This is a genomic window from Niastella sp., from assembly GCF_045805085.1.
In the GTDB taxonomy this organism is placed as follows: Bacteria; Bacteroidota; Bacteroidia; order Chitinophagales; family Chitinophagaceae; genus Niastella.
The window spans coordinates 1-24,265 of record NZ_JBJMLX010000551.1 but is presented as its reverse complement, the minus strand read 5'-3'; the positions used below and the strand labels follow the sequence as shown (position 1 = coordinate 24,265).

The window sequence follows — 24,265 nt, the reverse complement described above, 5'->3', positions numbered from 1 at the left end:
TAATTACTTATGGTGCAAAAAGATTTGCACCCGGTTAAAAACTGATTCGTTTTGCAGACCCTGTTCTATTTCACTAATAGCGGTCAGGATGGTTTTGCTGTGTTTACCTTCCTGCACCAATGCCTCCATCGCCTGTTGCAGCGCATCCCATACCGGCTGCACCTGTTGTTGTAATTTTTTTCCTTTGGTTGTGAAGGCCACTACTTTTTTGCGCCCATCATCGTAGGCAGTTGTGGTTTTAATAAAGCCTTTTTGTTGCAGGCTGCTTACCAACTGGCTTACGGCCGAATGGGAAATACCCAGCTCATCGGAAATATCCCTGATCGACACCGTTTCCTGCCTTGACAAAATATAAAAGACCGGAAACCACGCGGCGTCAAAAGAGAGATCGTGCGAAGCATAGATCTTGTTCACGTCGGCCAGAAATGCTTCACTCAGCCTGCGCAGCCTGCTGCCAAAGACCAGAAATCCCAATGATTCGTAAAAGCTCATAAATTGTATAAGTACTTATACAAATGTACAAATAGTGATAATAATTCAAAATATAAATATTAAGGCACAAGCAACAAGGTTCAAGGTACAAGTCATTAAATTCAGGGTTCCGATAAAATTCAGCAGTCTGAACTTTGAACCTTGTGCCTTGATTCCTGAGCCTTGTACCTTGCTTTTAAGCTCGAACCTGTTTGCAAATAGTATTTAGCAAGCTTTAATGTCTTTTAAATTATCAGAAACAATATCTTTAAAGCGAAATCCAACTTCGTCTGCCAAAGCCTTGCTGCCGTCGCCAAGGCTATGGCAGCCAAAGGGCGAAGGCGGATAGTTCCTGAATAAAAATTAACCTGCAAATATGAAAGCTGCGTTACGTGTTCAATTGTCTGTAATGATGTTCCTGGAGTTTTTTATCTGGGGTTCGTGGTATACAACGATTGGTGTTTATATGACTAATCATAATATGGGCAACCTTACCCACTGGCCATATACCGTAAATCCGATTGCCGCTATTGTTGCCCCCTTCTTTGTGGGCCTTATTGCCGACCGTTTTTTTGCCACTCAAAAAGTATTAGGCACCTTACATATATTAGGCGCGGTATTTATGTTCCTTACGCCTTCCGCTACCGGTAGCCCGGTTTTATTCATCGTTCTGTTGTTGTTGTATAATTTATGTTACATGCCAACCATGAGCCTGGCCAACACCGTTTGTTTTCATAAAATGAGCGATCAGGAGAAAGAGTTTCCGCTGATCCGCGTGTTTGGCACCCTTGGCTGGATCATCGCCGGCCTTATCATCAGTTTTGTACTGAGCCGTTTTGTAGCGGGTAAGGCTGAAGAAACTGCTATGCCCTTGTACATGACCGCCACAGCCAGTCTTTTATTAGGGATCTACAGTTTCTTTCTGCCCAATACGCCTCCACCCGCTGCCGGAAGAAAAGTATCGGCCAGCAGCATTATTGGTGTAGATGCGTTGAAACAACTGCTCAGCCCATCGTTTTTTATCTTCCTGCTTAGCTCATTCCTGATCTGTATTCCGCTGGCTGCTTATTATAATTTCACCCAGATCTTCCTGGAGGGGATACAGTTTAAAAATATTGCGGCAACACAAACCATCGGTCAGGTTTCTGAAACCCTGTTCATGGTGCTGATGCCTTTCTTCTTTTTACGACTGGGTGTTAAATGGATGCTCGCTGCCGGGATGCTGGCCTGGGTAATTCGCTATGCATTGTTTGCATTGGGCGCGCCTGACCAGGTAAGCTGGATGATCCTGAGCGGTATTGCTCTCCACGGTATTTGCTACGACTTTTTCTTTGTAACCGGACAAATATATGTTGACAAGAAAGCCAATCCGCTCATCAGGGCGCAGGCGCAAGGGCTTATTGTGTTTGTGACCTATGGTGTTGGTATGCTGGTAGGGGCACAAACTGCAGGAGCGGTTTATAATAATTACCTGGGTGCTGCCAAGTCGCTTACATTAGGCCAATGGCAAAGCTTCTGGTGGTTGCCTGCTGCTTTTGCGTTAGCGGTGTTAGTGTTCTTTGTATTGACCTTTAAAGAGAAACTTAGTCGCACGATGGATGCGAAACCGTAAGCGTGAATGGTGAATGGTCAATGGTCAATAGGTTATCGATAATACAAGACTGTTACAGGTTGCAAGTTACAGGGAATACAGCCCCCTGGCCCTGGAACCTGGAACCGCATCTGATATAAAACAATACATAACTTAAATAATAATCTTTATAAATAAACGCATATGGCACGTATAGCAATGCTCGGTTCTGGCTTTATTGGCCGGTTTTATGCCGACTCCTTACAGGGGTACAGAAGCCGTGATAAAATTGTAAGTATCTATTCGCGCCGCACCGAAAGCGCCAAAAGATTTGCTGAAGATTACCATGTAGCGCACCATACTACCAATATGGAGGAAGCCATTGCGAATCCCGATGTTGACATTGTATGTATTGCCCTGCCCAATAACCTGCACGAAGAAGCTGTAATGCTTTGCTGTTTGCACCGCAAAGCGGTGATGACCACCAAACCGCTTGGCCGCAATGGCGAAGAGGCAAAGCGTATGTTGCAGGCCGTTGAACAGGCCGGCATCTTCAATGGCTACCTCGAAGATCTGGTTTACACCCCCAAATTCATAAAAGCCCTGGAGAGCGTGAAAGAAGGCGCCCTGGGCCGCATATTATGGGCCAAGTCAAGGGAAACGCACCCTGGCCCCCACAGCGACTGGTTCTGGGATATAGAGCAGGCGGGCGGTGGTTGTATACTTGACCTGGGCTGCCATTGCGTGGAGATCACCCGCAGCTATATTGGAAAAGATATAAGACCGGTGGAGGTGATGTGCTGGGCAGATACCCAGGTAAAACCCATCGATGCCGAAGACCATGCCATAGGAATGGTGAAATACGAGAACGGCGCCATCGGGCAGTTTGAAGTAAGCTGGACCTTCCGCGGCGGGCTCGACCTGCGCGACGAAGTAATGGGTTCCGAAGGCACCATCTGGATCAACAACTTCCTGCGTACCGGTTTCGAGATGTTCACCAGCGGCAAAGGCGCCAATTACGTAGCCGAAAAAGCCGAAAGCAACACCGGTTGGTTATTTCCGGTAGGCGATGAACTGAATGAACTGGGGTACAACCATATGTTCATGGATATGTTCAATGCCATGGAGGCTGATAAAGACCCCAAAGAAACCTTTTACGACGGCTACGTGGTGAACTGCATCCTGGATGCCGCCTACCGTTCGGCCAAAAGCAAATTGTGGGAACCGGTTAAGCTCGACATCTGGCGCGGGAGAACGGGTGTTACAAAAGACAGCCATCTTACCGAGTATGATGCCGATCATTACCTGGTAAAAGAAGAAATGACCCATTATGGCGCAAAAAAAGTAATTCTGAAAAATAAACAAACCGGTAAAATCGTTGAAAGGGTAATGGAATAAACGGGACTAAATAAATTCCCTAGTGGCTAAATAAACTCCCTGTATTTTTTCATGGGAAGCTGCGAATTCCATTATTTTGCGACTTAAATAACTCAACCCCCCAATATGAAGAGGCAATTTGTAGCAATAGTTGTGATTTTTACCATTGGTCTGCTGGCGAACGCCGTTCAGGCAAATGCCCAAAATAAAATAGGTTATATCAGCCTGCAGGAACTGGTAGCCAATATGCCCGAGTACAAAAAAGCGCAGGGTGATATGCAGGAATACCAAAAAGCCCTTGTTCAACAGGGAAATGATTATCAACAGGCATTTATAGATAAGCAAAAAACATATGTAGTTGATTCTTTAAAATTAAGTGCTGCTGTAAAGGAAGTTAAACGGAAAGAACTGAATGACCTGTATGTTAAATGGACCAACTTTGTTAACCAGGAAGCCCAGCAAATGATGAACCAGCACGAACAGGAGCTGTTGGCGCCCATTCAGGACAAAGCGGTGACAACTTCACAGGCTGTGGCTAAAGAAAATGGCTACGCTTACATTCTGCCTAAAGAGCAATTGATCGCTTTCCCTTCAGCAGATGATATTTTACCGCTGGTGTACAAAAAATTGAACATTACACCTGCGAAAGATGCAGCCCCTGCTGCACCTGCTGAAGCACCAAAGAAGAATTAGGAACAACTAAGAACAACATAATACGATAAAAAAAGGAGTCCCGAATTTTCGGAACTCCTTTTTTATTTCCAGTATTTCTTTATTGTTATTTCAAACCCATGTCGCTGATAATGCCCTGGATTTTCTTATCAAGGTCGCCTTTTACCTGGATGGAATCAAACTCGGCAGCGCTTTTAATAGACGTATTTACGCTGAAATAGAATTTGATCTTGGGCTCTGTACCGCTGGGACGGGCAGAGATCTTGCTGCCATCGGCCAGGATAAATTGCAATACGTTCGACACTGGCAGGGTAATGGCCCACTCCTCACCGGTTTGCAGGTTCTTGCCTTTGCGCAATTCATAATCGAGCAGTTGCACCACCGGAGAACCGTTGATAGTTGATGGCGGGTTATTCCGGTAGCCATCCATCATTTCGGCAATTTCCTTTTGGCCGTTCATGCCCTTTTTGGTGATAGAGATCAAATGTTCTTTATAATAACCGTATTGTACATACAGATCGATCAGTTTTTCGAACAGGGTTCTGCCCTTGTCTTTTTCGTAGGCTACCATTTCGCACAACAGGGCTACGGCAGATACTGCGTCCTTATCGCGTAATTGACTACCGATCATTAATCCATAGCTTTCTTCCCCACCCACAATGTAATTTTCACTGGCTTCTTTTTCTTTGATCAGTTCGGCGATCCATTTAAAGCCGGTTAATACATTATAGCATTTTACATTATTATCTGCCGCAATGCGGTCGATCATGTCCGTGGTTACAATGGTCTTGCACACAAAATCGTTCTTTTGGGCAATGCCTTTGGCCTTACGGGCTTCAATGATATAGTTAAAGGCAAGTACGGCGGTTTGGTTGCCATTCATCAACATCCAGTTGCCCTGTTTGTCTTTAATGGCAATACCAACGCGGTCCGCATCGGGATCGGTTCCCAGTAAAATATCGGCATCCAGTTCCTTTGCTTTTTTCAAGCCAATGCTCATGGCCTCGCTTTCCTCAGGATTGGGGTAAACTACCGTAGGGAAATTACCATCGGGTTTAGCCTGTTCTTCTACAATATGCACATTGGTAAAACCAAAGCGCTGCAACACTTCGGGCACCAGCATAATACCGGTACCATGTATGGGCGTATAAACGATCTTCAGGTCGCGCTGACGGGTGATCACCTCTGGGTAAACGCTCAGGCTTTTCACCATGTCGATATACCGGTTGTCCATATCCTTGCCAATGATGGAAATATTGGCTTCGCCCCCACTCCATTTCACCTCATCTACAGATGCAATGGCTTCTACTTCTTTTATGACGTTTTTGTCGTGCGGCGGTACCAGTTGGCCACCATCATTCCAGTATGCTTTGTAACCGTTGTATTCTTTTGGATTATGCGATGCGGTACAAACCACGCCACCCTGGCAACCCAACTGGCGAATAGTAAAGCTTAATTCGGGGGTGGGGCGCAAGGCTTCAAACAAAAATACCTTGATGCCGTTGGCGGCCATTACATTGGCAGTGATCTCTGCAAACTGGCGGCTGTTGTTACGGCTGTCGTGTGCAATAGCAATGCGAATTACGCCACCGGGGTAGGTTTTATTCAAATAGTTGGCAAAGCCCTGGGTGGCCATGCCAACCGTGTATTTGTTAATGCGATTTGTTCCTATACCCATAATACCACGCAAGCCCCCTGTACCAAATTCCAGGTTGCGGTAAAAGGCATCGGCCAGCTCTGTGGGATTCTCTTTTTCAAGCCGGGCAATCTCCTGTTTGGCAGCATCGTCATAATTCCCGTCTTTCCAAACCTGAACGCGCTGCATAATTGCATCATCCATAGTACTCAAATTGAGGTTTTTATTGAAATTTGAAGATATATAATTTATCGATTTGATGCTGTTATCATTCAAAAAGCATACCCCGTGAAACAGCAGGAAAACCAACTATTCCATATAAGCACCTTTAATCGCTTCCCCTTCCACCTCAACGAATATATGTTCCTGCAGCGTGGTGGCTACTGACAAACCCACATAATCCGTGTTAACGGGATAAGCTTTGTGCGTGCGTTCAACCAGTGCCAGGGTCTGGATCTTTTTAGGCAGGTAGGCCAGAAAAGGCTTGATGGCGTATAACATGGTGCGGCCGCTGTTGGCCACATCATCCACTACAATGATCACCTTATCGGTAAAATCTGTTTCCCCGCTCAGTTTTATATCGTGCGGCGCTTTTTTATCGAGGGCGATCTCGATATTCCAGATCTTGATATTGCTATTAATTGAATGTAACAGTTGCTCTATGTTGCGGGCTATTACGCTGCCGTTTTCGCGAATACCGGCGAGAATAATCTCTTTTTCTTCGAGGTTGTTTTCTACGATCTCATAGGCCATCCGTTGCAATTTCCGGGCTACTGCTTCCTTATCAAGGATATAATTACGCGACATGAATTTTTTGGCCAAATCTATTGAAAAGCAGGCAAAGGGCAAAAGGCAGCGGGCATAGATGAATACAATTCGTGAACCGGCAATCGGCAGTCGGCCTCCGCCCCCTGCATCAACAAGTTAACTTATCAACTTTTCAACTAGTTAACTTATCTTAGCCCCATGTCATATATACCACAAATACTATTCATCATCATTTCGGCGGTAGCCATATGGTTTTTTAGTAAAAAGATAATGACTATACGCCGCAACATTCTTTTGGGTAAGGATGCTGACTTTAGCGACCGTACCGGCGACCGGTGGCGCAATGTATTGCTGCTGGCGTTCGGACAAAAAAAGATGTTTCGCAATCCCCTGGTGGCTGGGATGCATTTTTTTATCTATGCCGGCTTCATCATCATTAACATTGAGGTGCTGGAGATCGTTATAGATGGCGTATTCGGTACTCATCGCATTTTTTCCGGAGTTGGTGTCGTATATCCATACCTGATCAATGCGTTTGAATTTCTGGCCTTAACGGTGCTGGTGGGTTGTGTTATATTCCTTTTAAGAAGAAATGTGGTAAAGGTAAAACGCCTCGCCAGTCCCGACCTGAATGGCTGGCCGCGTAGCGATGCCAATTATATTCTCATTACCGAGATAGTGCTGATGTCGCTTTTTCTCACCATGAATTCGGCCGATACGCTGTTACAGCAACGTGGCTATGGGCATTACGGAGAACATGTGACCGGTAATTTTGCATTCTCTTCCCTGCTGCATCCTTTACTGGGCGGCTTAAGTGATGATGCCCTGGTTGGTATTGAAAGAACCTGCTGGTGGTTGCATATTCTGGGCATCTTTGCTTTTTTGAATTACATCCCATTCAGCAAACATCTGCATATATTACTGGCGTTTCCCAATGCGTATTTTACCCGGCTGCAGCCGATGGGTAAAATGAGTAATATGCCGGCTATACAAAACGAAGTGCTGTATGCCATGCAGCCCGAACTGGCGCCGGCCAATGCTACGCCTCCGGACAAATTTGGCGCAAAAGACGTTCCTGACCTGAGCTGGCGCAATGTGCTCGATGCCTATTCCTGTACGGAATGTGGCCGGTGCAGTGCGGCTTGTCCTGCCACTATAACCGGTAAAAAGTTATCGCCCCGTAAGATCATGATGGCTACCCGCGACCGCGCTGAAGATATTGGTAAGAATATAGATCAGAACGGGGAGTTTAAAGATGATGGTAAAACGCTGCTGCACGATTATATTTCGGTTGAAGAATTACGCGCCTGCACTACCTGCAATAGTTGTGTACAGGAATGCCCGGTAAGCATCAGCCCGTTGGAGATTATCCTCGAATTACGTCGTTCGCTTATTATGGAAGAAAGCAATGCCCCGCAGGAATGGAACGCCATGTTCAGTAACGTGGAAAACAACTTTGCCCCCTGGAAGTTTAGTCCGGATGACAGGGATAAATGGATAGCTGAAATGAGTTAAATAAAAAGCCTCCCGATAAATCAGGAGGCTTTCGCTTAACAAACACTATTATTGAGGGACTAAGAAGCGTACTTGTTAGAATAAGGTGATATCATACGATAAACCGGCAACTGAAACACTGGCGTTAGCGTCGCAACCAGTGTTGCCATAATCGAGCGTCCAGGCTGCACCACCGGTTGGTGTTAATTCAATTTTACCGCTTTCAAAGAAAGCGCAGGACATTTTACGAACCAGTGGTTGTGTAATGCTGATGGTATATGTAGCGCCGGCGGCAGTAGTTCCATTGGCAATACCGGTTATTGAATAGGCATCATCCAATATATTCAGGGGTGTAGTGGCGCCGGCAGTCCATTCGCGGAAACGGGTAGAGTTCCAGGTTATAGTTCCGCCGTTGGCTTTTACAATAGAACCTTTTACTTCAATTTTGTAAACCAGGTTGCCCGCTGTGTTCAGACCCAGATTGGTGGTCGTGTGCGTTCCCATTATCTGGTTGTTGTTTACAAAGTAGTTTTCAAAACCAATGGTGATTACCGTATTGGCATCGCGGTATCTGCCCATCCAGGTAGCAATGATCTTACCTCTGCGTTTTCTGCCATCGGGACAACTACAATCTGTGGCGCCGAAATTGATGGTGATCTTGCGGGGTGTGCTCGTAGAATCCACTACTACTGTTGCACAGCCGCCCAAAACATCTTCAATACGGGCAACATTTTGGCCAGTTTCAGTTCTGAAGGTAAAATTAGCGCCAAGTGCGGCTGAAGCATCTACCATATTGGTGGCATCGTTGTAATTGCTTTCAGCCATGGTATTATCCTGTGCAGCAGTGACATCGGTGGCGGCATTTTTTGCCTCTTTTTTACAGGCTATAAAAGTGGTAACTAAGCAACAGGCTACTAAGCCGAGGAAAATGGATCGTCTTTTTTGCATGGGGTATGTTTTAAAGGTCCGGTCTCTGACTTATAACCGGGTGCGAGGTTTAAAACGCATAGAGCTTTTATTTGGTGTGTTTGTTGGTAGGAAAAATATTTATTAAATGTAAGTTATTGATTATGACTAAAAACAAAGGCACCTCGATTATCGGGATGCCTTTAAATATTTGTATTGCTTGTATTGTATTAACTGGTTAACTCGTCAACTTGTTAACTGGTCAACTTCCTTCTCTTTTTGGGTCTTCTTCCTGTTATAAAGAATCTTCCAACTCATTATTACAGCAGTTAAGGCAAACACGCCGCCGATTATCCAGCTAATCATACCCTGTTTCGCGTTTAAACGGTTTACAATGAGTTGTCCGCCGAAAATAAAGATAGCATTGCCCAGAAAGGTGCCGAGGCCAATACCGGCGATATAAGCATTATACACATCGTTACGGGGAACCAGGATCTTTTTTGTATAGAGGGCCGTGCTCCAGCCAAACCAGAAGGGGATTTGGGCCGGGTTAATGGCGCTCATGGCCATGCCCAACCAAAAGCGTGGGATGGTTTTGGAAAGAATGATGTTCTTTTTCACATGTGGACTGGCAGCAGCCATAAAATTCGTTACGGCCAGGGCCACTATTATCAGCACAGTAAACCATTGCAGCCAGCGGAATAAGCGTTCCTGTTTTTGCACCCAGTCCATAGCCACCAGGGAAATACGCACATAAATGATCTCCACCAGCAGGGCGCCGAGGGAGAAATACAGGGCGGGCCGAATGCCATCACTGACCGAGATCTGCATGGCCGCCACGTTCAGCGTTCCCAGCGGTAAAGTACCGAGGAAGCTGATAAACATGCCGGTGAAGAATATTCGTAGATGCAATTCTTATGTTGCTTATTTGATGAATAGCGAATCTTTAATTTTCAAGTTCCAAGGCAGAAGGCAGAGATGGCTCGCGAGAATGTAACATTCCTCATTATTTTCAATTCTCATTCCTTTCATCTCTCAACCCTTTATCAACTCTTTAACACGTTAACGTGTCAACTAGTTAACTCGTCAACTGGTTAACTCATTTCTGCCGTCTGCCCTTACTCTGTCATGGCATCCAACTTCCTTGCAAAAACCCTGGCTTCTCTAAACATAGAGATCCCTTCCCGAAAGCTAAGATAACGATGTCCTTTTTTATGATTGATACGGCTGATGCGAAAAAGTAGAAACCAATGCCTGATGATCTCTTTCCAGGCAAAGAATAAGGAATGACGCGGGTCGTAAATATGTGTCGGTTCCGACCCTGCCCCATTCACTTCAATGATGGAAAAATTCTTGCCCTGCTTCAATGCTTCCCAGCTTTCAAACCTTATATCCAGGCGGCCAAAGTAAAAACCCGGGATCTGTTTACAAATATCATCAATGACCTTTGTAAGGGCTTCATCGGCCAGGTGACTGGCATCGGTAAATTTGGAACCGCGGGCATGGTTGCCAAACGGGGATACGATCATTTTTTCGCCCGCTGGCAATACCTGGTTCAGCCGGTCGCTATGGATCTTTTTCAAACTGTCCAGGTACATCAGGGCTCGTTTATCTTTTTGTAATAATTGCAACATGGAATGCCGGCCATCGCCCGTTACCGATAAAAATTCTTTGTATACAATACCCGTGATGGCGCCGGTTGCCTGGTTGGGATTGCGCACATAAAAAATGCCGGCCTCGCATTTCCAGGGAACAAACTCCTGGATGTGAAAATCGAGATAGGCTGTATGGGAATAGGCTAAAACATCCTGTTCGTTACGTAATACTTTTATGCCCCGGCCCCGGGCACCGATATTGGGTTTGCCAATAAGCGGGTATTGTAAGCCGGCCCGTTGCAGTTCGCGCAACACGATATTGCCATTGGTGGGAATGGAAAAGAAAACGGTTGGCGGATGATGTTGCGGTGGAATAATGGGGATGATGTCTTTTTTGCTTTCGCACAAAAAGCCACCGTTCTTGATGGTGGGGTTACTGGCGGCAAAGAAAAAGAACGACCGCGCACGCAGGCACAACAGCACCCATACCGGGTAAATGCAAAAATATACACTTGCAAAGCTCCAGTATTCCCAGTTAAATAACTTTATAAAAAACGGTCGGTGCAGGATGCGTTGTATGCTGTTCATTCCCGGCTTGCCATTGATTTTTCAACTATTAATTGCTGCGTGAAGGTTTTGTTGTGCTGAAGATCAAGGTAATGCATATGGGTACCTTCATCGGTAAGAACCAGTTGGGTTACGCTTACAGTGAACACCTGTCCGTTGCGATTCATGAGCAGGTCGTTGTGGGCATCCCCGTCGCCTGTAAACTGGTGAAAATGCAGCAGGCCGGCGGGGGCTGGTTCAGCATGCTGCTGCAACCATTTCCTGAACCAGCTATTTCTTTTCGCCACCACTGCTTCATCGTACAAGGTCACCGATGACCAGATGTGCGGTTCCGAATCATTCAGTTCGGTCACATGCTTTTTGGCGCCATCCCACCGGCATTCGAACAGCTGCCCTGTATTCCAGATAACGGCGGTGAAAGGTTCAATTTGTTGCAGGGTCATCAGTTTGAAACCCAATACCGGGTTAATAGAATCCAACAGATCGAGCAATACCAGGCCACGGCTTTTGCGATAAGGCGGCATTGGCTGATGGCGAACAAAACCTCCATTCAAAAAAACGATGGCATTGCCATTTTCATGGGCTGCTATCCAGGTGCCACCGGCATCGCCATCCTTCGGAAATAATAACTTACCCGATGGGAAGGGATACAGGGTTGGTGGAAATGCACTGGAACGCCAATGCTTTTCATCGCGGTTGGATGTTATATAGATCTTATCCGCTGAACGGATAAATGTTACTGTGCACATTGTTTACGGTACTTAATGGTAGAAGATGCTACCCCAAAATCATCTGGTAACTGGATGTTTGTGATCTCTGTAATGCCTACACGTATTAATGCCATATGATGGATCGTGTGCTCGAGATTATAAGCTATTTCGCGGAAATAATTGGTCTCAATGGCAATGGAACCGGTAACGTGTTCGTCGTAACTGGCTTCCAACGTGAGGGTTTTATTGGGTTTGTTCAACCCCCGGTGAATGTCAAGCAACAGGCGACCGGCCAGCTCTTTATCGGTTTCTATGAATGTGTCGCGTTTACGTTTTTCATAATTAACGGTGCCTGATTCATATCCATTCTCCAAACATTGAAACAACTCAATGATATGTCGCACATGCTGGCCAATCGTATTATTGAACAGGGTTGCACACGACTGGCTGTATTGCGGTGGCGACAATTGGCTGAGCGAGTCAGTCAGTTGTACAAAAATCGTGTTTACAGCTTGTTGTAATTGCATTGGTCGGTTTTGTTCCTAAATATAAAATTTTTCCGTTATACTTTCCTGGCAACCACCTTTAAGAATACCGTTAGATTATCGCTCACCGTACTACCTCCGCCAACCTTGAAATCCCGGCGATTTATTTTGAATTCACCGTTAAATAAATAACCATCCTTAACAGGCTCTGCCGTAAAAGGAAACGAAATATCTTTTGTGGTTCCCTTTATGGTTAGCTTACCGGAAACAAATAATGTTCCGTTCTTTTTTGAGCCGGTTACTTTTACAGATACGAACCTGATCTGTGGGTAATTCCTGACATCAAAATAATCATCGCTGCGCAGATGATTATCGCGCATCTCAACGCCGGTATTTATCGTATTCGCATCAATATGTACATCAAAATTGCAGCCATCCGGGTTGTCGGGGTTGAAGTTGATAGTGCCCGCCAGCCCGCTAAAAGAGCCGCCTGTATTGAATCCGAGATTCTTTATTTTGAAGGTTATTTCAGATGCACTGTCAACCGGGGTCAAAGACTGAGAAAAAAGCGGGAACGTAAGGAACAGGCCAAGAATAAATACCATTGTTTTCTTCATATATAAAACCTTTCCATGTAAAGTAATCCTGGTTGTGCAAAGCATATGTTAAATTTTTTAACAAAAAGCGGGGAAAACATTTCTCAACAGCAAATGGGTAATTAGTACAATTTGCAAAGAAGATGTAATTCCATTGTCTACACAAACCTATTCCCTGTTCTCTGAATTATTTGCTTATTGCCCTCTTGCCAATCGACAATTGTGCCCGGTATTTTATAAGCAGCAGCAGGCAACAAACAAAAGTGATTAGTGCATAAGTGAAAAGTACTGCATCTCCATCGAAAACAATGCCCAGTTTGGTAAGATGGAAGAACAGCGCGCCGCTCATCAGTCCCAATCCCAGGGCTGCGCCCCACCCGGTTGTACGGGGGTACAGGATCAAAACTGAGGCAATCAGCTCCAGTACTCCTGTTCCTATTCTGCCCCAGGGTTCCATGCCCAGCTGGGTGAACAGGGCCACTGACTGCGGGTGGCCGGTGAATTTAAAATACAGCGTTTGCAGCATAATTACGGCGGCCAGTAACCGTAGGATCCATATGGCTATAGCGGTAAATTTCATTTGTTGGTTTTATAATTTCCTCTTTGAAGCTATCTAATGAAATTCAATAACTATTTCTTTATGATCTGTTCCCAATTAATGTCGGCTTTATTTTTCAAACCTGCTTCTTCTTTATTCCATTTGGGAAGGGTGTTGTTAAAGTATTTGTTATAGAACAGGTACAATTTGCCATTGGTGACCTTGAAGGTTTTGGGATCTATTTCAACCTTTTTGCCCGTACTGCCCATGGCATAGGCGCACCAGCCACCATACTGTGGTTCATATTGGGCCGGGTTCTTTTTAAATTCCTCTTTATTGGCGGCAGACGAAAAATAATAGGTTGCTCCCTGATAATAGGTGGCGTATTCCTTACTGCCTTCCACGGCGTTGTTTTGTTTGAAATAAGCTACAGGATCGTAGCCCTGAATGGCCAGTTTATTTTCCAGATTAAAATGCTTTGTTCGTAGCGGTGCTTCCTGGGCATAACTGATGCTAACCTGCATCAATAACAGCATAATAGCGATAAGACGGGGCTTCATGATTTAATTTATTGAAGTAAGTAAATAATTACTTCTCAAAGCTAAACCTATGGATACGACGGGTTTGTCGGCTAAGCGACAGTTGCGGGGTTTTGTATTTTTTTAACATCCGGGAAACAGATCTCCTGGCGGTTGTAGGTGATAAGGCCATTGGTTGCCAGTTCATTAAAAAAGGTGGTAACGGTTTGGCGGCTCGATCCTATCAGATTGGCAATGTCTTCGTGAGTAAGATAGTTGGGAATGCAGGCGGTATTGGCGGTTGGATCTGCATGTTTTTGTGCCAGCTGCCAAAGAAAATCGAGGAGACGGCTTTTTACATCTTTGTTCAGCAGGTTCATCAGTCTGTTCTCTACCTGCCTGAATTTGGAACCCACCTGTTTGCTATATTTAAGCGCAAGGGACGGCTTTTTTTGCAGCAGCTTTTGAAAATCATCGATGGAGAAAGCACACAGGCTTACGCCGGTCTTATACGCCTGGGCAAATTCGCCGTTCAGGCTGCCTTTCTCCAGCGTTATTTGCCCAAACAGCTCCCCCTTTTGAATGATCTCTTTGATCACTTCCTTGCCGCTGTCATCGATAAAGCCGATGCGTATATAGCCTTCCTTTACAAAATACAGTTTGTTGTGATGAAATGCCTCAAAGTAAATGTAATCACCCTTGGGAGCCTCAATAAAGTTGGGTACTATATTGAGCTCCTCATACTCTTCATCGGTTAAATGCGCCCATAGATCGTATTTGCGTATTAAAAGCCATTTATCGTCTACTGACATAACTCAAAATTAAGCAATTTAGATGGTTACCAGCAGAAAGGAAGGGCTGAAAGGTGAAAGCCTACAGCTAAATGCAAAAAGCTGAAAGGCTTGTATTCCTTTCAGCTTTCGACTTTGGGCTTTTTGCCCGTATTAAAAGATAAATTATGCTGGTTTTTTACCCAATTCTTTGATAATGCGATAATGTGAAGCAATGGCCTGCTGCATGGTAGGAAACTCATTGTAAGCAATATTGAACTGCGCACAGGTTTGTTTTACGATGAGGTTAATGGCCGGGTAATGTATGTGACTGATACGGGGGAACAGGTGGTGTTCTACCTGGTAGTTCAATCCGCCCACGTACCAGGAAATAAATTTATTACGGGGAGCAAAGTTAGCGGTGGTCCTTACCTGGTGAATGGCCCACTCGTTCTCAATTTTCATGGGTTCCACCTCGTCGGCATGTACGAAATCGGTATGTTCTACCACGTGCGCCAGCTGAAATACTACTGCCAGGGTTAAACCCAGGGTCAGGTTCAGCGCTATAAAGCCGAACAGCCAGGGCATCCAGCCTAATTGCGAGATAGGAATAACCACAAAAAAGGCGGCATACAACAGTTTGCTTACCCAGAAGATCACATGCTCCCTGGTATCCATTTTGGTCATGGGGGTCGTATGTACTTTCTGGTTGAAATATTTGGTAAAGTCCATCACAAAGAACCAGGCCAGTGAAGTAAAAGCATAGAGAACAAACCCATAAAGATGCTGAAACCGGTGCGGTGGCAACCATTTTTGGGTTTCACACTGACGCATCAGGGGGCTCAGGGCGATATCATCATCAACCCCGTCGATGTTGGTGTAAGTATGGTGAACGATATTGTGTTTGAATTTCCAGATGTAGGTGTTTCCGCCCAGCAGGTTCGAGCTGAGGGCCATGGTTTCGTTCACCCAGCCTTTGCTTGAATAACTGCCGTGACAGGCATCGTGCATTACGTTAAATCCAATGCTGGCCAGCACAAAACCCAGTATACAGCAAAGCAAAATGGCCAGAACGACTGACATCGATGAAGAGAAAAACAGCAGGATTGCATAGATGAGGATCGCCGAAGGCGCCAAAACGGCTGTTTTAGAATACAAACCCCAATTACCCGTTTTCTTGATATTATGCGTGGCAAAATATTGATCAACGGATGACTTTAAAGTATTGAAAAAACTCTTGTCTTTATTGTTAAAGGTTACTTTAGGCATAATTATGCGAAAATTGTTTTAGTATCAACTTTGACTCTAATAAAATGCTACTACTCAGGAGCGCTTTATTGCCGGTGGGGTAGATACGTCTGATTTCTTTTAGCGTCGCAAAGGTAAAGAAAGAAATGTTAATGAACCCCCATTTAATACAATGATCTCAAATTGATAATTGTCATCTCACAACCTGAGAAATGTCATACAAACGTAAGTGAGCGACGGGCTAAAAAACAGGAATAACTGACAGGTAAAGCTGCACTTTTTGTGCCGGAGTAATCGTTTGGCGGACGTAAAAAAATCATGTGAAATCGGTTTTAAACAGCATAGAATTAAAGTCTTTCCTGTTGAGCAAACTCTATGCCATGACGGATATTGGATATTAACACAAATTGAACCCTTCTTAAACGAAATTTTCGTTCAAGAATTGTTCTCCCTGAATGAGTTATAAAACCAGCTGTTGGTGCAGGCGTACCAGCGCCTCCTGCGGGTTTTTGCAAAAACCCGGATGCACGCGCGATGTTTGTAAAATGGTGCTGCGCTGTGCTGTTAACCAGCGGAACCGCGAAGGCATATCCAGCTGGGCAATGGGTCCGCCGTCTTTGGCGCCCTGGCAAATTTTTTCAAATGCCTGCAGGTAAGACAGGATTTCAGGAATATCTGCTTTTTCGTCCAGTGCTTTTACTTTGGTTTCATTCACGGTATGCATGGCCTGCAAAAACTTTTGCTCTTTGCTGAACAAAATAATGCCCACATTGCAGAATTCTTCCCGCTCTACCCTGGGCACCATACGAATAACTGCGTACTCAAATAAGTATTTTTCCTGCATGTTGGGCTTCTTTAACAAAAATGTGTGACGAGGCAATTCGGGTTATTAAAAAATCGGCGTACACCTGGCGGCGTTCTGCAACGGATGCTTCCTGGAGGTCGGTTGCCAGCCATTCATCAGGCACCAGGTCAACAATAGTGCGAATGCGTTCGGGCGTAAGTATCGCCCTGAATTCGGCATCCACTTCGGTGAGTTGCGAAGCCTGTGGCAACAAAACATGGTCTTTTACCTGCACAAAAGGCTTTTGCGCCTGTTCTTTCCAGTTTTGCCAGCTATGGTGGAAATATAAAGTAGCGCCATGGTCAATAAGCCAAAGTTCTTTATGCCAGATGAGCATATTGGTATTGCGGGGCGTACGGTCAACATTCATGAGCAAACAATCAAGCCATACGATCCGGGAAGCCAGCAGGGCGTCGATCTTTACAACAGCCGGGTCGTAGGTGATGGCGCCCGATAAATAATGCAGCGCCAGGTTTAACCCCACGCTTGCTTTTAACAGATCCTGGATCTCCTCATCGGGCTCGGTACGGCCAAAGGCGGTATCCAGGTTGGCCAGCACCAGTTCGGGCACCTTTAATCCAAGCGCACGGGCTACTTCTCCGCCTATCAGTTCGGCGATCAGGGCTTTTATACCCTGCCCGGCGCCTCTGAATTTGAGCACGTACATAAAACCATCATCAGCTTCTGCAATGGCAGGCAGCGAACCGCCTTCGCGCAGGGGCGTAACGTAGCGGGTAACGTTCACTGTTCTTATTTCGGGATGTTGTGACATAAAAAATGGGGCTAAAAGTAGGGCAAATTCTGTAAAAAAAAGCGTTCCGCTGGTTTAACCGGCGGAACGCTTTTTTTTATATATAATCCAGGTTATTTTTTGTAGGTACCGGTGCTTTCGAAATAATCACCATTGCTACCTGCGTCTTTATAGTATAAAGTCATATCATTATCAGTGAGTGATTTGATGGTAAGGGTATCACTCTCTGTATTTCCTTTGTAAGTAAGGAATAAATTAACTCCATCAATTTTATACACGCCAGTGTCGTTATAAACCCGGGCTTTTTCATAAAAAGTGCCATTGTTCAGGAATTCAATACTTGTACTTCCGGCGGGATAGTTAAGTGTATCTTTGTTATCAACTCCGTACTCGTGATTATTTTCAATCATGGTTATCTTATTCCATTTGCCTATTAATTTCTCTGCATTTGATTTATCGTCATCTTTTTTACATGAGTACACTAATGCTGATAAGGCCAGTACGGATAAAACAGTTTTTTTCATTGTTGATCGGTTTGTTTTCGATTTATAGATTTTGGATATAAACAAGAGTTATGCATATCTGCCCGTAAGGCGATATTGCAAAGTGATGCTATTAAACACCGTATTTTTAATTGGTAATTCTTCTAAATTTTCGGTTGGAACCGCTGAGAGAATAATCGTTGGTAACAGGAAATGATGTAAGAAAAGATAGCTGCGGACGTTTTCATGGATATTGGTATATGGTTCGGGCGCTAAAGTATAACATTCCCCGGGTACTTGCAAGCGTTGTTAAAAATTGTAAATTATCCGGTACTACTCACCGTTATTTTACCCAATTACCCTTTGATATAATATAAAAAAGAGCCCCCTCCTTGCCTTCCCCCATTGGGGAAAAGGTTGGTGGGGGCCTTTGAATATTTTACGTACAGCTATTATTTCTCGCTTAACGCAATACTTACAGATACGCGGGTATCGTCCATGAACAGGTTCAGTGCAGTAGGTTTAGCGCCGGCAGGTATTTCATAGGTCCAGCTTTCTTCTGTGCCGGTAGCTTCAGGTTGCGCCCGCACATAATCGGTACCTGTTTTGCAGACAACGTTGGTGCCATTGTCTAATGTCAGACGGCTATCAGCATATGAAACTGAAAAGCTGGAGCCCTCCTTAATAGTTTGTTTATTGGTAGCCTGGAGTTTTACCACCAGTTCAATGCCATTGTCTTTACCATCGGGGTCGGTCATGGCCATTGCGGTAGCGCCGGTGATCTTTAGCAGGGCTTCTTTCTTTTTGCCTAAAATGGCTGAATCGGGTGTGAATACCACTTTGTATTCTTTGGGCTGGTTGGCAGCCGGTTTGTTTTCTTCAGCAGGGGTTGAAGATGGTGTCGAAGTTGCAGCGTTTTCGCTGGTAGCTTCTTTCTTGTCACCGCCTTTACAAGCTGATAAAACGAGAACAGAAGCAATAGTACCGAGGAGAATCACTCTTTTCATAATTAAATTAAAGGTTTAAGTAAGTCAATTTTAAAAGCATGCAAATAAAATACATTTGAAAGGAAAGCCATATTATCTGTACAATAAATACCTACTTACCTTAGTTTTTGTGCTGATTATATCGCTTTCCATCCTAATCGGGTTATATGTGTCGGATTCGGTTAATTTATTACAGGGAAGTTTAGTTTTCTTGATAATTTATAGTTTCAATGAATCCAGAAAGACTTTAATACAAATGATAGGTAAGAAACATTATAGTTATTTACCGGTTGTTGGCATTGCCTTTGGCTCTATGGTCCGTGGGCAAATGAAATGGTTAAGTATGTTGGGGATGGATCTGCCTCCTAAGATTGCTCTATTACAATAATCGTATCCAGTCCGGTAATTGAAATTCCTTCAGTGGAGATAGCTACTCCATTTCTCATTTTAGTGTATTTGACCGGAGTGTTGGTGCCTAAAAGTTTTACCTGTTTTATTTTCATTTTTGCATCGGGCAGTATAATTACATTAGCATCGGGTGACTTGAACAAATGCAGATAAATAAGCTTGCCCTTTTGGGTGGTTACGCCCCAGTCTTGCGGCTTAAGTGGTCCGCCGCGGGTGCCATAAATACTTTCGCCATATTGTTGCAGCCACTTCCCTGCCCCGGCCAGCGTATCAGTAAACTCTGCCTGTATTAAACCAGTAGGCATGGGCCCTACATTCAGCAGCAGGTTGGCATCGCGGCCAGCTGCGCCAACCAGTAAGCGTACCACCTGTTCCACCGTTTTATATCTACGGTCGGTGATGTTGTAGCCCCAGGCGCCATTGGTGGTTTCGCAGGTTTCCAACGGCAGGGCATCGGAGGGTTTTTGAAAGCTCAGTCCGGATGTGTTCTCGCCAGGAAGGTCGCGTTCAAACATTTGAAAATCTTCCCCGGTAAACGGCGTCATATGATGGTTGTTACCGATCATACATTGCGGTTGTAATTTATGAATGAGCTCATAGATCTCGTTATACTTCCAGTCGATGCGTGAAGAGCGATCGCTCTGGCCTTCGGGATTGGTTTGGTCCCAATGACCATCGAACCAGATGCACATGATATCGCCATAATTCGTCAATAGTTCTGTTAGCTGGTTCTTCATGAATTGCAGGTACGAGGCATAATCGCCTTTACCGGTTCTTCCCGTGCCTTGTCCCGTACGACCGGTTTCCCAGGGATAATCGGAACGGGTCCAGTCAAGAAGCGAATAATACAATCCAAGCTTTATGCCTTGTTTGCGGCATTCCTCCGATAACATTTTCAGCACGTCTTTGCCATAGGGCGTATTGGTTATTTTCCAGTCGGAATATTTGGTGTCCCAGTTGGAGAAGCCATCATGGTGACGGGTAATGAAAACAATGTATTTCATCCCGGCGTTTTTGGCGGTAGTTACCCATTGCGCAGCATTGAAATCAACGGGGTTGAACGCCCGTAACAGACGGGTATAATCAACAACTTTTATGTTCCGGTTATTCATCACCCATTCGCCATCAGCCAGCATACTCGATAAACCCCAGTGAATGAACATGCCGAATTTATCGATCTGGTACTGCTGCCGCGCCTGCAGGTTTTGCGGTGTAGGCGTATAAGTACTATTATTGTTGGTGGAAGATTGGGAAAATACGCCGGTTGTAATAAGCAGGAAGCTGGTAATTGTTGCAGTAAGCTGTTTCATGCCATGAAAATACCATTTCCCGGGGAATTTATTGCGCTTACATAACAATCATTTGGGCCAATCGTTTGCCTTGCACCCACTTCCCTTGGGTATAGTGGGTGATATGAACGAAATTGATATACTTTTGGTTCTTTAGGGGAATAATCATAACATGGAAATAGGTATAAGCACATTTGTTGAATTAACGCCCGATACTGCTACGGGGAAAAGTATTTCGCAACATCAGCGGATGAAGGACCTGATGGAAGAAGTTGAATTAATGGAACAGGTAGGACTGGATGTTTTTGCGGTTGGTGAACATCACCGGCCCGATTTCATTGCCTCCTCTCCTGCTGTTATCCTGGCTGCGGCGGCTGCCAAAACAAAGAAAATAAAATTGAGCAGTGCCGTAACCGTATTGAGCTCTGATGATCCTGTTCGGGTGTTCCAGGACTTTGCTACCGTTGACCTGTTGAGCGATGGCCGGGCCGAGATCATGGCGGGACGCGGTTCTTTCATTGAATCGTTCCCCCTGTTTGGCTACAACCTGAACGATTATGACGACCTGTTTGCTGAAAAGCTCGATCTGCTGGTTGAATTGAATAAAAGCGAAAAAATAAGCTGGAAGGGTAAGTTCCGTCCTGCTATCAATGACCTGGGCATTTATCCCCGGCCATATCAACCCGAGTTACCTATTTGGGTAGCCGTGGGTGGAACACCCCAATCGGTCATGCGGGCTGCTTCGTATGGGCTGCCTTTGGCTATGGCCATCATTGGCGGCAGTCCCGATAACTTTGCAGGACTGGCGCAATTGTACCGGAACACCTACAAAAAGGCCGGTCATGATGAGCAAAAGCTGCAACTGGCGGTACATTCTCATGGGTATATTGCCGAAACTTCCCAACAGGCGGCGGATGAATTTTATCCTTCTTACAATTATGTAATGACACAACTTGGGAAAGAACGTGGCTGGCAGTCCATGACCCGGGAGGCATTTGACCACATGCGGAGCAAACGCGGGGCATTGCTGGTGGGCAGTCCGCAGGAGGTTACTGAAAAGATCCTTTATGAACAGGAATTACTTGGGTTAACGCGGTTCTTACTGCATGTGAGCGTAGGAACCATGCCGCATGATAAAGTGATGAAAGCGATTGAACTGTTGGGTACAAAGGTTGCTCCAGAAGTGAGGAAGTATACTAAGAAAAGTTGATAAATTGCCAGGGTTGACAAGTTAATAAGGAGGTGGGTCTTTTGTGGGCCCACCTTTTGTTTTATTAAAGCTTATTATATCTTTGACCTAATATGAAACTACTCTCTTGCATCTGTATGACGGCTATCCTGTACACCCAGGCTTGTGCTAATAATCCTACTACTGCTACAGAGCAACGCGTGCCTGTGAAAAATACCGTTGTGGCGGCGCCTGCTGCCCGGCCTGATTCTTTTGCAATCGGAAAAGTGATCGATACGATAACCTGTGCTGCAGATGCGGGTCAATCATATGCGGCTTATATTCCTTCAACCGGGAATAAAAAAGCCCTGCCAGTGATCTATTTTTTTGACCCGCATGCCAGTGGTTCGCTGCCGCTTAATAAGTACAAGGCGCTGGCTGATAAGTATGGTTTTTTATTAATAGGCAGTAATAATTCAAAGAACGGGAACGACTGGCAGCTCACGGAAGCCATTTGGCAAATATTGTCTGATGATACCAGGAAGCGATTCAATATAAATCAACAACGGATATATACAGCCGGATTTTCAGGCGGTGCAAAAGTAGCCGGCTTTGCGGCATTGAACCATTCGGAAATAAAAGGCGTCATTGCCAATGGAGCCGGTCTGCCTGATGGGGCAACTGCCGGTAATTATGCATTCAGCTTTACCGCCATTACCGGAGAAGGCGATATGAATATGACCGATCTGGTGGCCATCTCAAAAGAATTCGATAAAACAAACACACGTCATCGCCTTATGCTTTTCAATGGCAAACATGAATGGGCGCCGGAGAAAACAATGGATGTGGCTTTTGCGGGTTTTCAGTTCGACGCCATGAGGAATAAGCTGTTGCCCGTTAATGAAGCATTTATCAAATCTTTTGTGGCGAACAGTAAGAAAACGGTTGAAACCTATACCAAAGAAAACAACCTGTTGAAAGCTGTGGCGGAATGTGTGCTGGCCGGTAACCTGGTAAGTGGCTTGAGTTCCGATGCCAACTGGTTTTCGGGTAAAGCAACGGCTTTATCCAACCAGGAAGCTTATAAAAAACAGGAACAGGAGCGACAACAATTGCTGGTGACGGAACAGAATATAAAAGCTAAGTACGCACAACAGTTTAACCAGGGTGATATGGAGTACTGGAAAAAGGAAATAGCCGATCTGCAAACAAAAGCAAAGGCTGCCACTGCCGAAGGCGCCATGTATCAACGGTTACTGGCGTATTTGTCGCTGGCCTTTTATTCATTCAGTAACCAGTTGGTGGGCAATCACCGCGATGTGGGCGCTGAATATTATGTTAACCTGTATAAAATGGCTGATCCTACCAATAGCGAAGCCTGGTATTTTTCTGCTATTCTTCATGCCCGTTTAAATGATCTGCCTGGGGTGGAAGCCGATTTGCTGAAAGCGGTTGAATGCGGGTTTAATGATAAGGCGAGGATGCGCAGTCAGAATGATTTTGTGGAAAGAGGGATAGATTTTGGTAAGATAGAGCGTGGGATGAAGTGAGTTTAGTTGATCAGTTGATCAGTTGACCAGTTGACGAGTTGACAAGTTAACAAGTTTACAAGTTTACAAGTTTACAAGTTGACGGGTTGATGGGGTTGACAGAATTGATAATGGGACCCGGGATTAGAAAGGGCTATCGAGTCAGCATTTGCTCTGCCGCGACGGGGCCTTTGCCTTTTGCCCTCTGCCTCGTTTCTTACCTTTCAACTGGAAGATGTTTTCCCCAAAGCCTTGTTAATTAATTCAATTGCTTGTAAAGAATTCAACTCATTCTCCCAATGAACTGTTTTGCCTTCGGCTTGTAAATAAGTAGTAAAGAACAGCTTGATGCTGTCGATTAATGCGGAGGGTAATTCTTCTATACTCATAATGCGATCGTAAGCGGAACTTTGTTCCAGGATGCCGATAAAACGATCGTTACGGAATGACATCTTTGCATGGGTTTGTATAGCGGATAAACAACCGACGATTCGTATATCTACCACACAACCGGGAAACGTTTGATATTCTGATAGCACCAACACATCGAATGGATCGCCATCCTCTCCCTTTGTACCGGGAATGAAACCAAAGTCAAATGGGAATACCAGTCCGGGCGCGAGCACTTTCTTTAGCCTGAATAATTTTATTTCTTTATCGTAGGTATATTTTTGCCGGCTCCCTTTGGGAGTTTCTATTATGATGTCCATAGTATCAGGTTTATTATAAAGTACAGTTTTATTATAAAGTAAAGGGCAAGGGAAGAATCGGCAATCGTGATTCGGCAATCGGCAATGGATTTCCGAAATTTCAGCCTCACTTTTGCTCTTTAACCTGTTAACTTGTTAACTCGTCAACAGATCAATCAACTGGTTAACTGGTCAACC

At 44.9% G+C, this 24,265-nt stretch carries 25 protein-coding genes; 6 read left to right on the top strand and 19 right to left on the bottom strand.

From position 1 onward, the window contains the following. Window positions 1–3 precede the first annotated feature (3 nt). The gene (locus tag ACJ751_RS28800) at window positions 4–492 is read right to left on the bottom strand and encodes a MarR family winged helix-turn-helix transcriptional regulator (RefSeq protein ID WP_407749000.1); all 489 of its coding nucleotides are present in this window, start codon (window positions 490–492) and stop codon (window positions 4–6) included. Between the two features lie 355 nt (window positions 493–847). On the opposite strand from ACJ751_RS28800, the gene ACJ751_RS28795 reads away from it, so the two are divergent. The 3 genes from ACJ751_RS28795 to ACJ751_RS28785 all read left to right on the top strand — a co-directional run bounded on the left by ACJ751_RS28795 (window position 848) and on the right by ACJ751_RS28785 (window position 4,111). Then, complete coding sequence (locus ACJ751_RS28795) at window positions 848–2,083, top strand: MFS transporter (RefSeq protein ID WP_407748999.1); 1,236 nt, start codon at window positions 848–850, stop codon at window positions 2,081–2,083. A gap of 162 nt (window positions 2,084–2,245) precedes the next feature. Further along, a complete protein-coding gene (locus tag ACJ751_RS28790) occupies window positions 2,246–3,439 on the top strand; it encodes a Gfo/Idh/MocA family protein (RefSeq protein WP_407748998.1) in 1,194 nt (397 codons plus the stop codon). A gap of 105 nt (window positions 3,440–3,544) precedes the next feature. After that, a complete protein-coding gene (locus ACJ751_RS28785) occupies window positions 3,545–4,111 on the top strand; it encodes an OmpH family outer membrane protein (protein WP_407748997.1) in 567 nt (188 codons plus the stop codon). A gap of 85 nt (window positions 4,112–4,196) precedes the next feature. On the opposite strand, the gene ACJ751_RS28780 is transcribed toward ACJ751_RS28785, so the two are convergent. Together ACJ751_RS28780 and ACJ751_RS28775 are read right to left on the bottom strand one after the other, a co-directional pair. Continuing rightward, window positions 4,197–5,930, bottom strand: coding sequence for a phospho-sugar mutase (locus tag ACJ751_RS28780; RefSeq protein WP_407748996.1), 1,734 nt, complete (start codon window positions 5,928–5,930; stop codon window positions 4,197–4,199). A gap of 105 nt (window positions 5,931–6,035) precedes the next feature. Beyond that, window positions 6,036–6,533 carry a phosphoribosyltransferase family protein gene (locus ACJ751_RS28775; RefSeq protein ID WP_407748995.1) on the bottom strand — a complete coding sequence of 166 codons (498 nt, stop codon included), beginning with the start codon at window positions 6,531–6,533 and terminating at the stop codon, window positions 6,036–6,038. A gap of 159 nt (window positions 6,534–6,692) precedes the next feature. Here ACJ751_RS28775 and ACJ751_RS28770 point away from each other — a divergent pair, with 159 nt between their 5' ends. Then, the gene (locus ACJ751_RS28770; protein WP_407748994.1) at window positions 6,693–8,009 is read left to right on the top strand and encodes a 4Fe-4S dicluster domain-containing protein; all 1,317 of its coding nucleotides are present in this window, start codon (window positions 6,693–6,695) and stop codon (window positions 8,007–8,009) included. Window positions 8,010–8,084: 75 nt separating this feature from the next. Here the strand turns inward: ACJ751_RS28770 and ACJ751_RS28765 are convergent, their stop codons facing one another. The 15 genes from ACJ751_RS28765 to ACJ751_RS28695 all read right to left on the bottom strand — a co-directional run bounded on the left by ACJ751_RS28765 (window position 8,085) and on the right by ACJ751_RS28695 (window position 20,702). Further along, window positions 8,085–8,936, bottom strand: a complete 852-nt coding sequence (locus tag ACJ751_RS28765) for a hypothetical protein (protein ID WP_407748993.1) — start codon at window positions 8,934–8,936, stop codon at window positions 8,085–8,087. A gap of 204 nt (window positions 8,937–9,140) precedes the next feature. Beyond that, entirely contained in the window at window positions 9,141–9,806 is a 666-nt protein-coding gene (locus ACJ751_RS28760) for a LysE family translocator (RefSeq protein WP_407748992.1), read from the bottom strand. A gap of 206 nt (window positions 9,807–10,012) precedes the next feature. Beyond that, on the bottom strand, window positions 10,013–11,077 hold the full coding sequence (locus tag ACJ751_RS28755) for a hypothetical protein (RefSeq protein WP_407748991.1): 1,065 nt from the start codon (window positions 11,075–11,077) through the stop codon (window positions 10,013–10,015). Continuing rightward, window positions 11,074–11,805 carry an NRDE family protein gene (locus tag ACJ751_RS28750; RefSeq protein WP_407748990.1) on the bottom strand — a complete coding sequence of 244 codons (732 nt, stop codon included), beginning with the start codon at window positions 11,803–11,805 and terminating at the stop codon, window positions 11,074–11,076. Before ACJ751_RS28750 ends, ACJ751_RS28755 begins: the two co-directional genes overlap by 4 nt. Next, window positions 11,793–12,293 (bottom strand): hypothetical protein, encoded by a 501-nt coding sequence (locus ACJ751_RS28745; protein ID WP_407748989.1) that lies wholly within the window; start codon window positions 12,291–12,293, stop codon window positions 11,793–11,795. Before ACJ751_RS28745 ends, ACJ751_RS28750 begins: the two co-directional genes overlap by 13 nt. Window positions 12,294–12,328: 35 nt before the next feature. Then, window positions 12,329–12,868, bottom strand: coding sequence for a YceI family protein (locus ACJ751_RS28740; protein ID WP_407748988.1), 540 nt, complete (start codon window positions 12,866–12,868; stop codon window positions 12,329–12,331). A gap of 166 nt (window positions 12,869–13,034) precedes the next feature. Further along, complete coding sequence (locus ACJ751_RS28735; protein WP_407748987.1) at window positions 13,035–13,427, bottom strand: DoxX family protein; 393 nt, start codon at window positions 13,425–13,427, stop codon at window positions 13,035–13,037. A 50-nt stretch (window positions 13,428–13,477) separates the two neighbouring features. Further along, window positions 13,478–13,945, bottom strand: a complete 468-nt coding sequence (locus tag ACJ751_RS28730; RefSeq protein WP_407748986.1) for a YHS domain-containing (seleno)protein — start codon at window positions 13,943–13,945, stop codon at window positions 13,478–13,480. A gap of 71 nt (window positions 13,946–14,016) precedes the next feature. Next, window positions 14,017–14,715, bottom strand: a complete 699-nt coding sequence (locus tag ACJ751_RS28725; protein WP_407748985.1) for a Crp/Fnr family transcriptional regulator — start codon at window positions 14,713–14,715, stop codon at window positions 14,017–14,019. A 144-nt stretch (window positions 14,716–14,859) separates the two neighbouring features. Continuing rightward, a complete protein-coding gene (locus ACJ751_RS28720; protein WP_407748984.1) occupies window positions 14,860–15,942 on the bottom strand; it encodes a fatty acid desaturase family protein in 1,083 nt (360 codons plus the stop codon). Window positions 15,943–16,381: 439 nt separating this feature from the next. Next, window positions 16,382–16,765: a DUF3037 domain-containing protein gene (locus tag ACJ751_RS28715; RefSeq protein WP_407748983.1), complete on the bottom strand. Its 384-nt coding sequence runs from the start codon at window positions 16,763–16,765 to the stop codon at window positions 16,382–16,384. Next, on the bottom strand, window positions 16,743–17,537 hold the full coding sequence (locus ACJ751_RS28710) for a HipA family kinase (RefSeq protein ID WP_407748982.1): 795 nt from the start codon (window positions 17,535–17,537) through the stop codon (window positions 16,743–16,745). The genes ACJ751_RS28715 and ACJ751_RS28710 overlap by 23 nt, the downstream gene beginning before the upstream one ends. A gap of 92 nt (window positions 17,538–17,629) precedes the next feature. Then, window positions 17,630–18,040, bottom strand: a complete 411-nt coding sequence (locus ACJ751_RS28705; protein WP_407748981.1) for a lipocalin family protein — start codon at window positions 18,038–18,040, stop codon at window positions 17,630–17,632. A gap of 410 nt (window positions 18,041–18,450) precedes the next feature. Continuing rightward, the gene (locus tag ACJ751_RS28700; protein WP_407748980.1) at window positions 18,451–19,005 is read right to left on the bottom strand and encodes a hypothetical protein; all 555 of its coding nucleotides are present in this window, start codon (window positions 19,003–19,005) and stop codon (window positions 18,451–18,453) included. A gap of 344 nt (window positions 19,006–19,349) precedes the next feature. Further along, a complete protein-coding gene (locus ACJ751_RS28695) occupies window positions 19,350–20,702 on the bottom strand; it encodes an alpha-L-fucosidase (RefSeq protein ID WP_407748979.1) in 1,353 nt (450 codons plus the stop codon). 151 nt (window positions 20,703–20,853) lie between these two features. Between ACJ751_RS28695 and ACJ751_RS28690 the strand changes: the two genes are divergently transcribed. Continuing rightward, on the top strand, window positions 20,854–21,891 hold the full coding sequence (locus tag ACJ751_RS28690) for an LLM class flavin-dependent oxidoreductase (protein ID WP_407748978.1): 1,038 nt from the start codon (window positions 20,854–20,856) through the stop codon (window positions 21,889–21,891). Window positions 21,892–21,983: 92 nt separating this feature from the next. After that, window positions 21,984–23,399 (top strand): hypothetical protein, encoded by a 1,416-nt coding sequence (locus ACJ751_RS28685; protein ID WP_407748977.1) that lies wholly within the window; start codon window positions 21,984–21,986, stop codon window positions 23,397–23,399. 203 nt (window positions 23,400–23,602) lie between these two features. On the opposite strand, the gene ACJ751_RS28680 is transcribed toward ACJ751_RS28685, so the two are convergent. Next, complete coding sequence (locus ACJ751_RS28680) at window positions 23,603–24,088, bottom strand: inorganic diphosphatase (RefSeq protein ID WP_407748976.1); 486 nt, start codon at window positions 24,086–24,088, stop codon at window positions 23,603–23,605. Window positions 24,089–24,265 lie beyond the last annotated feature (177 nt).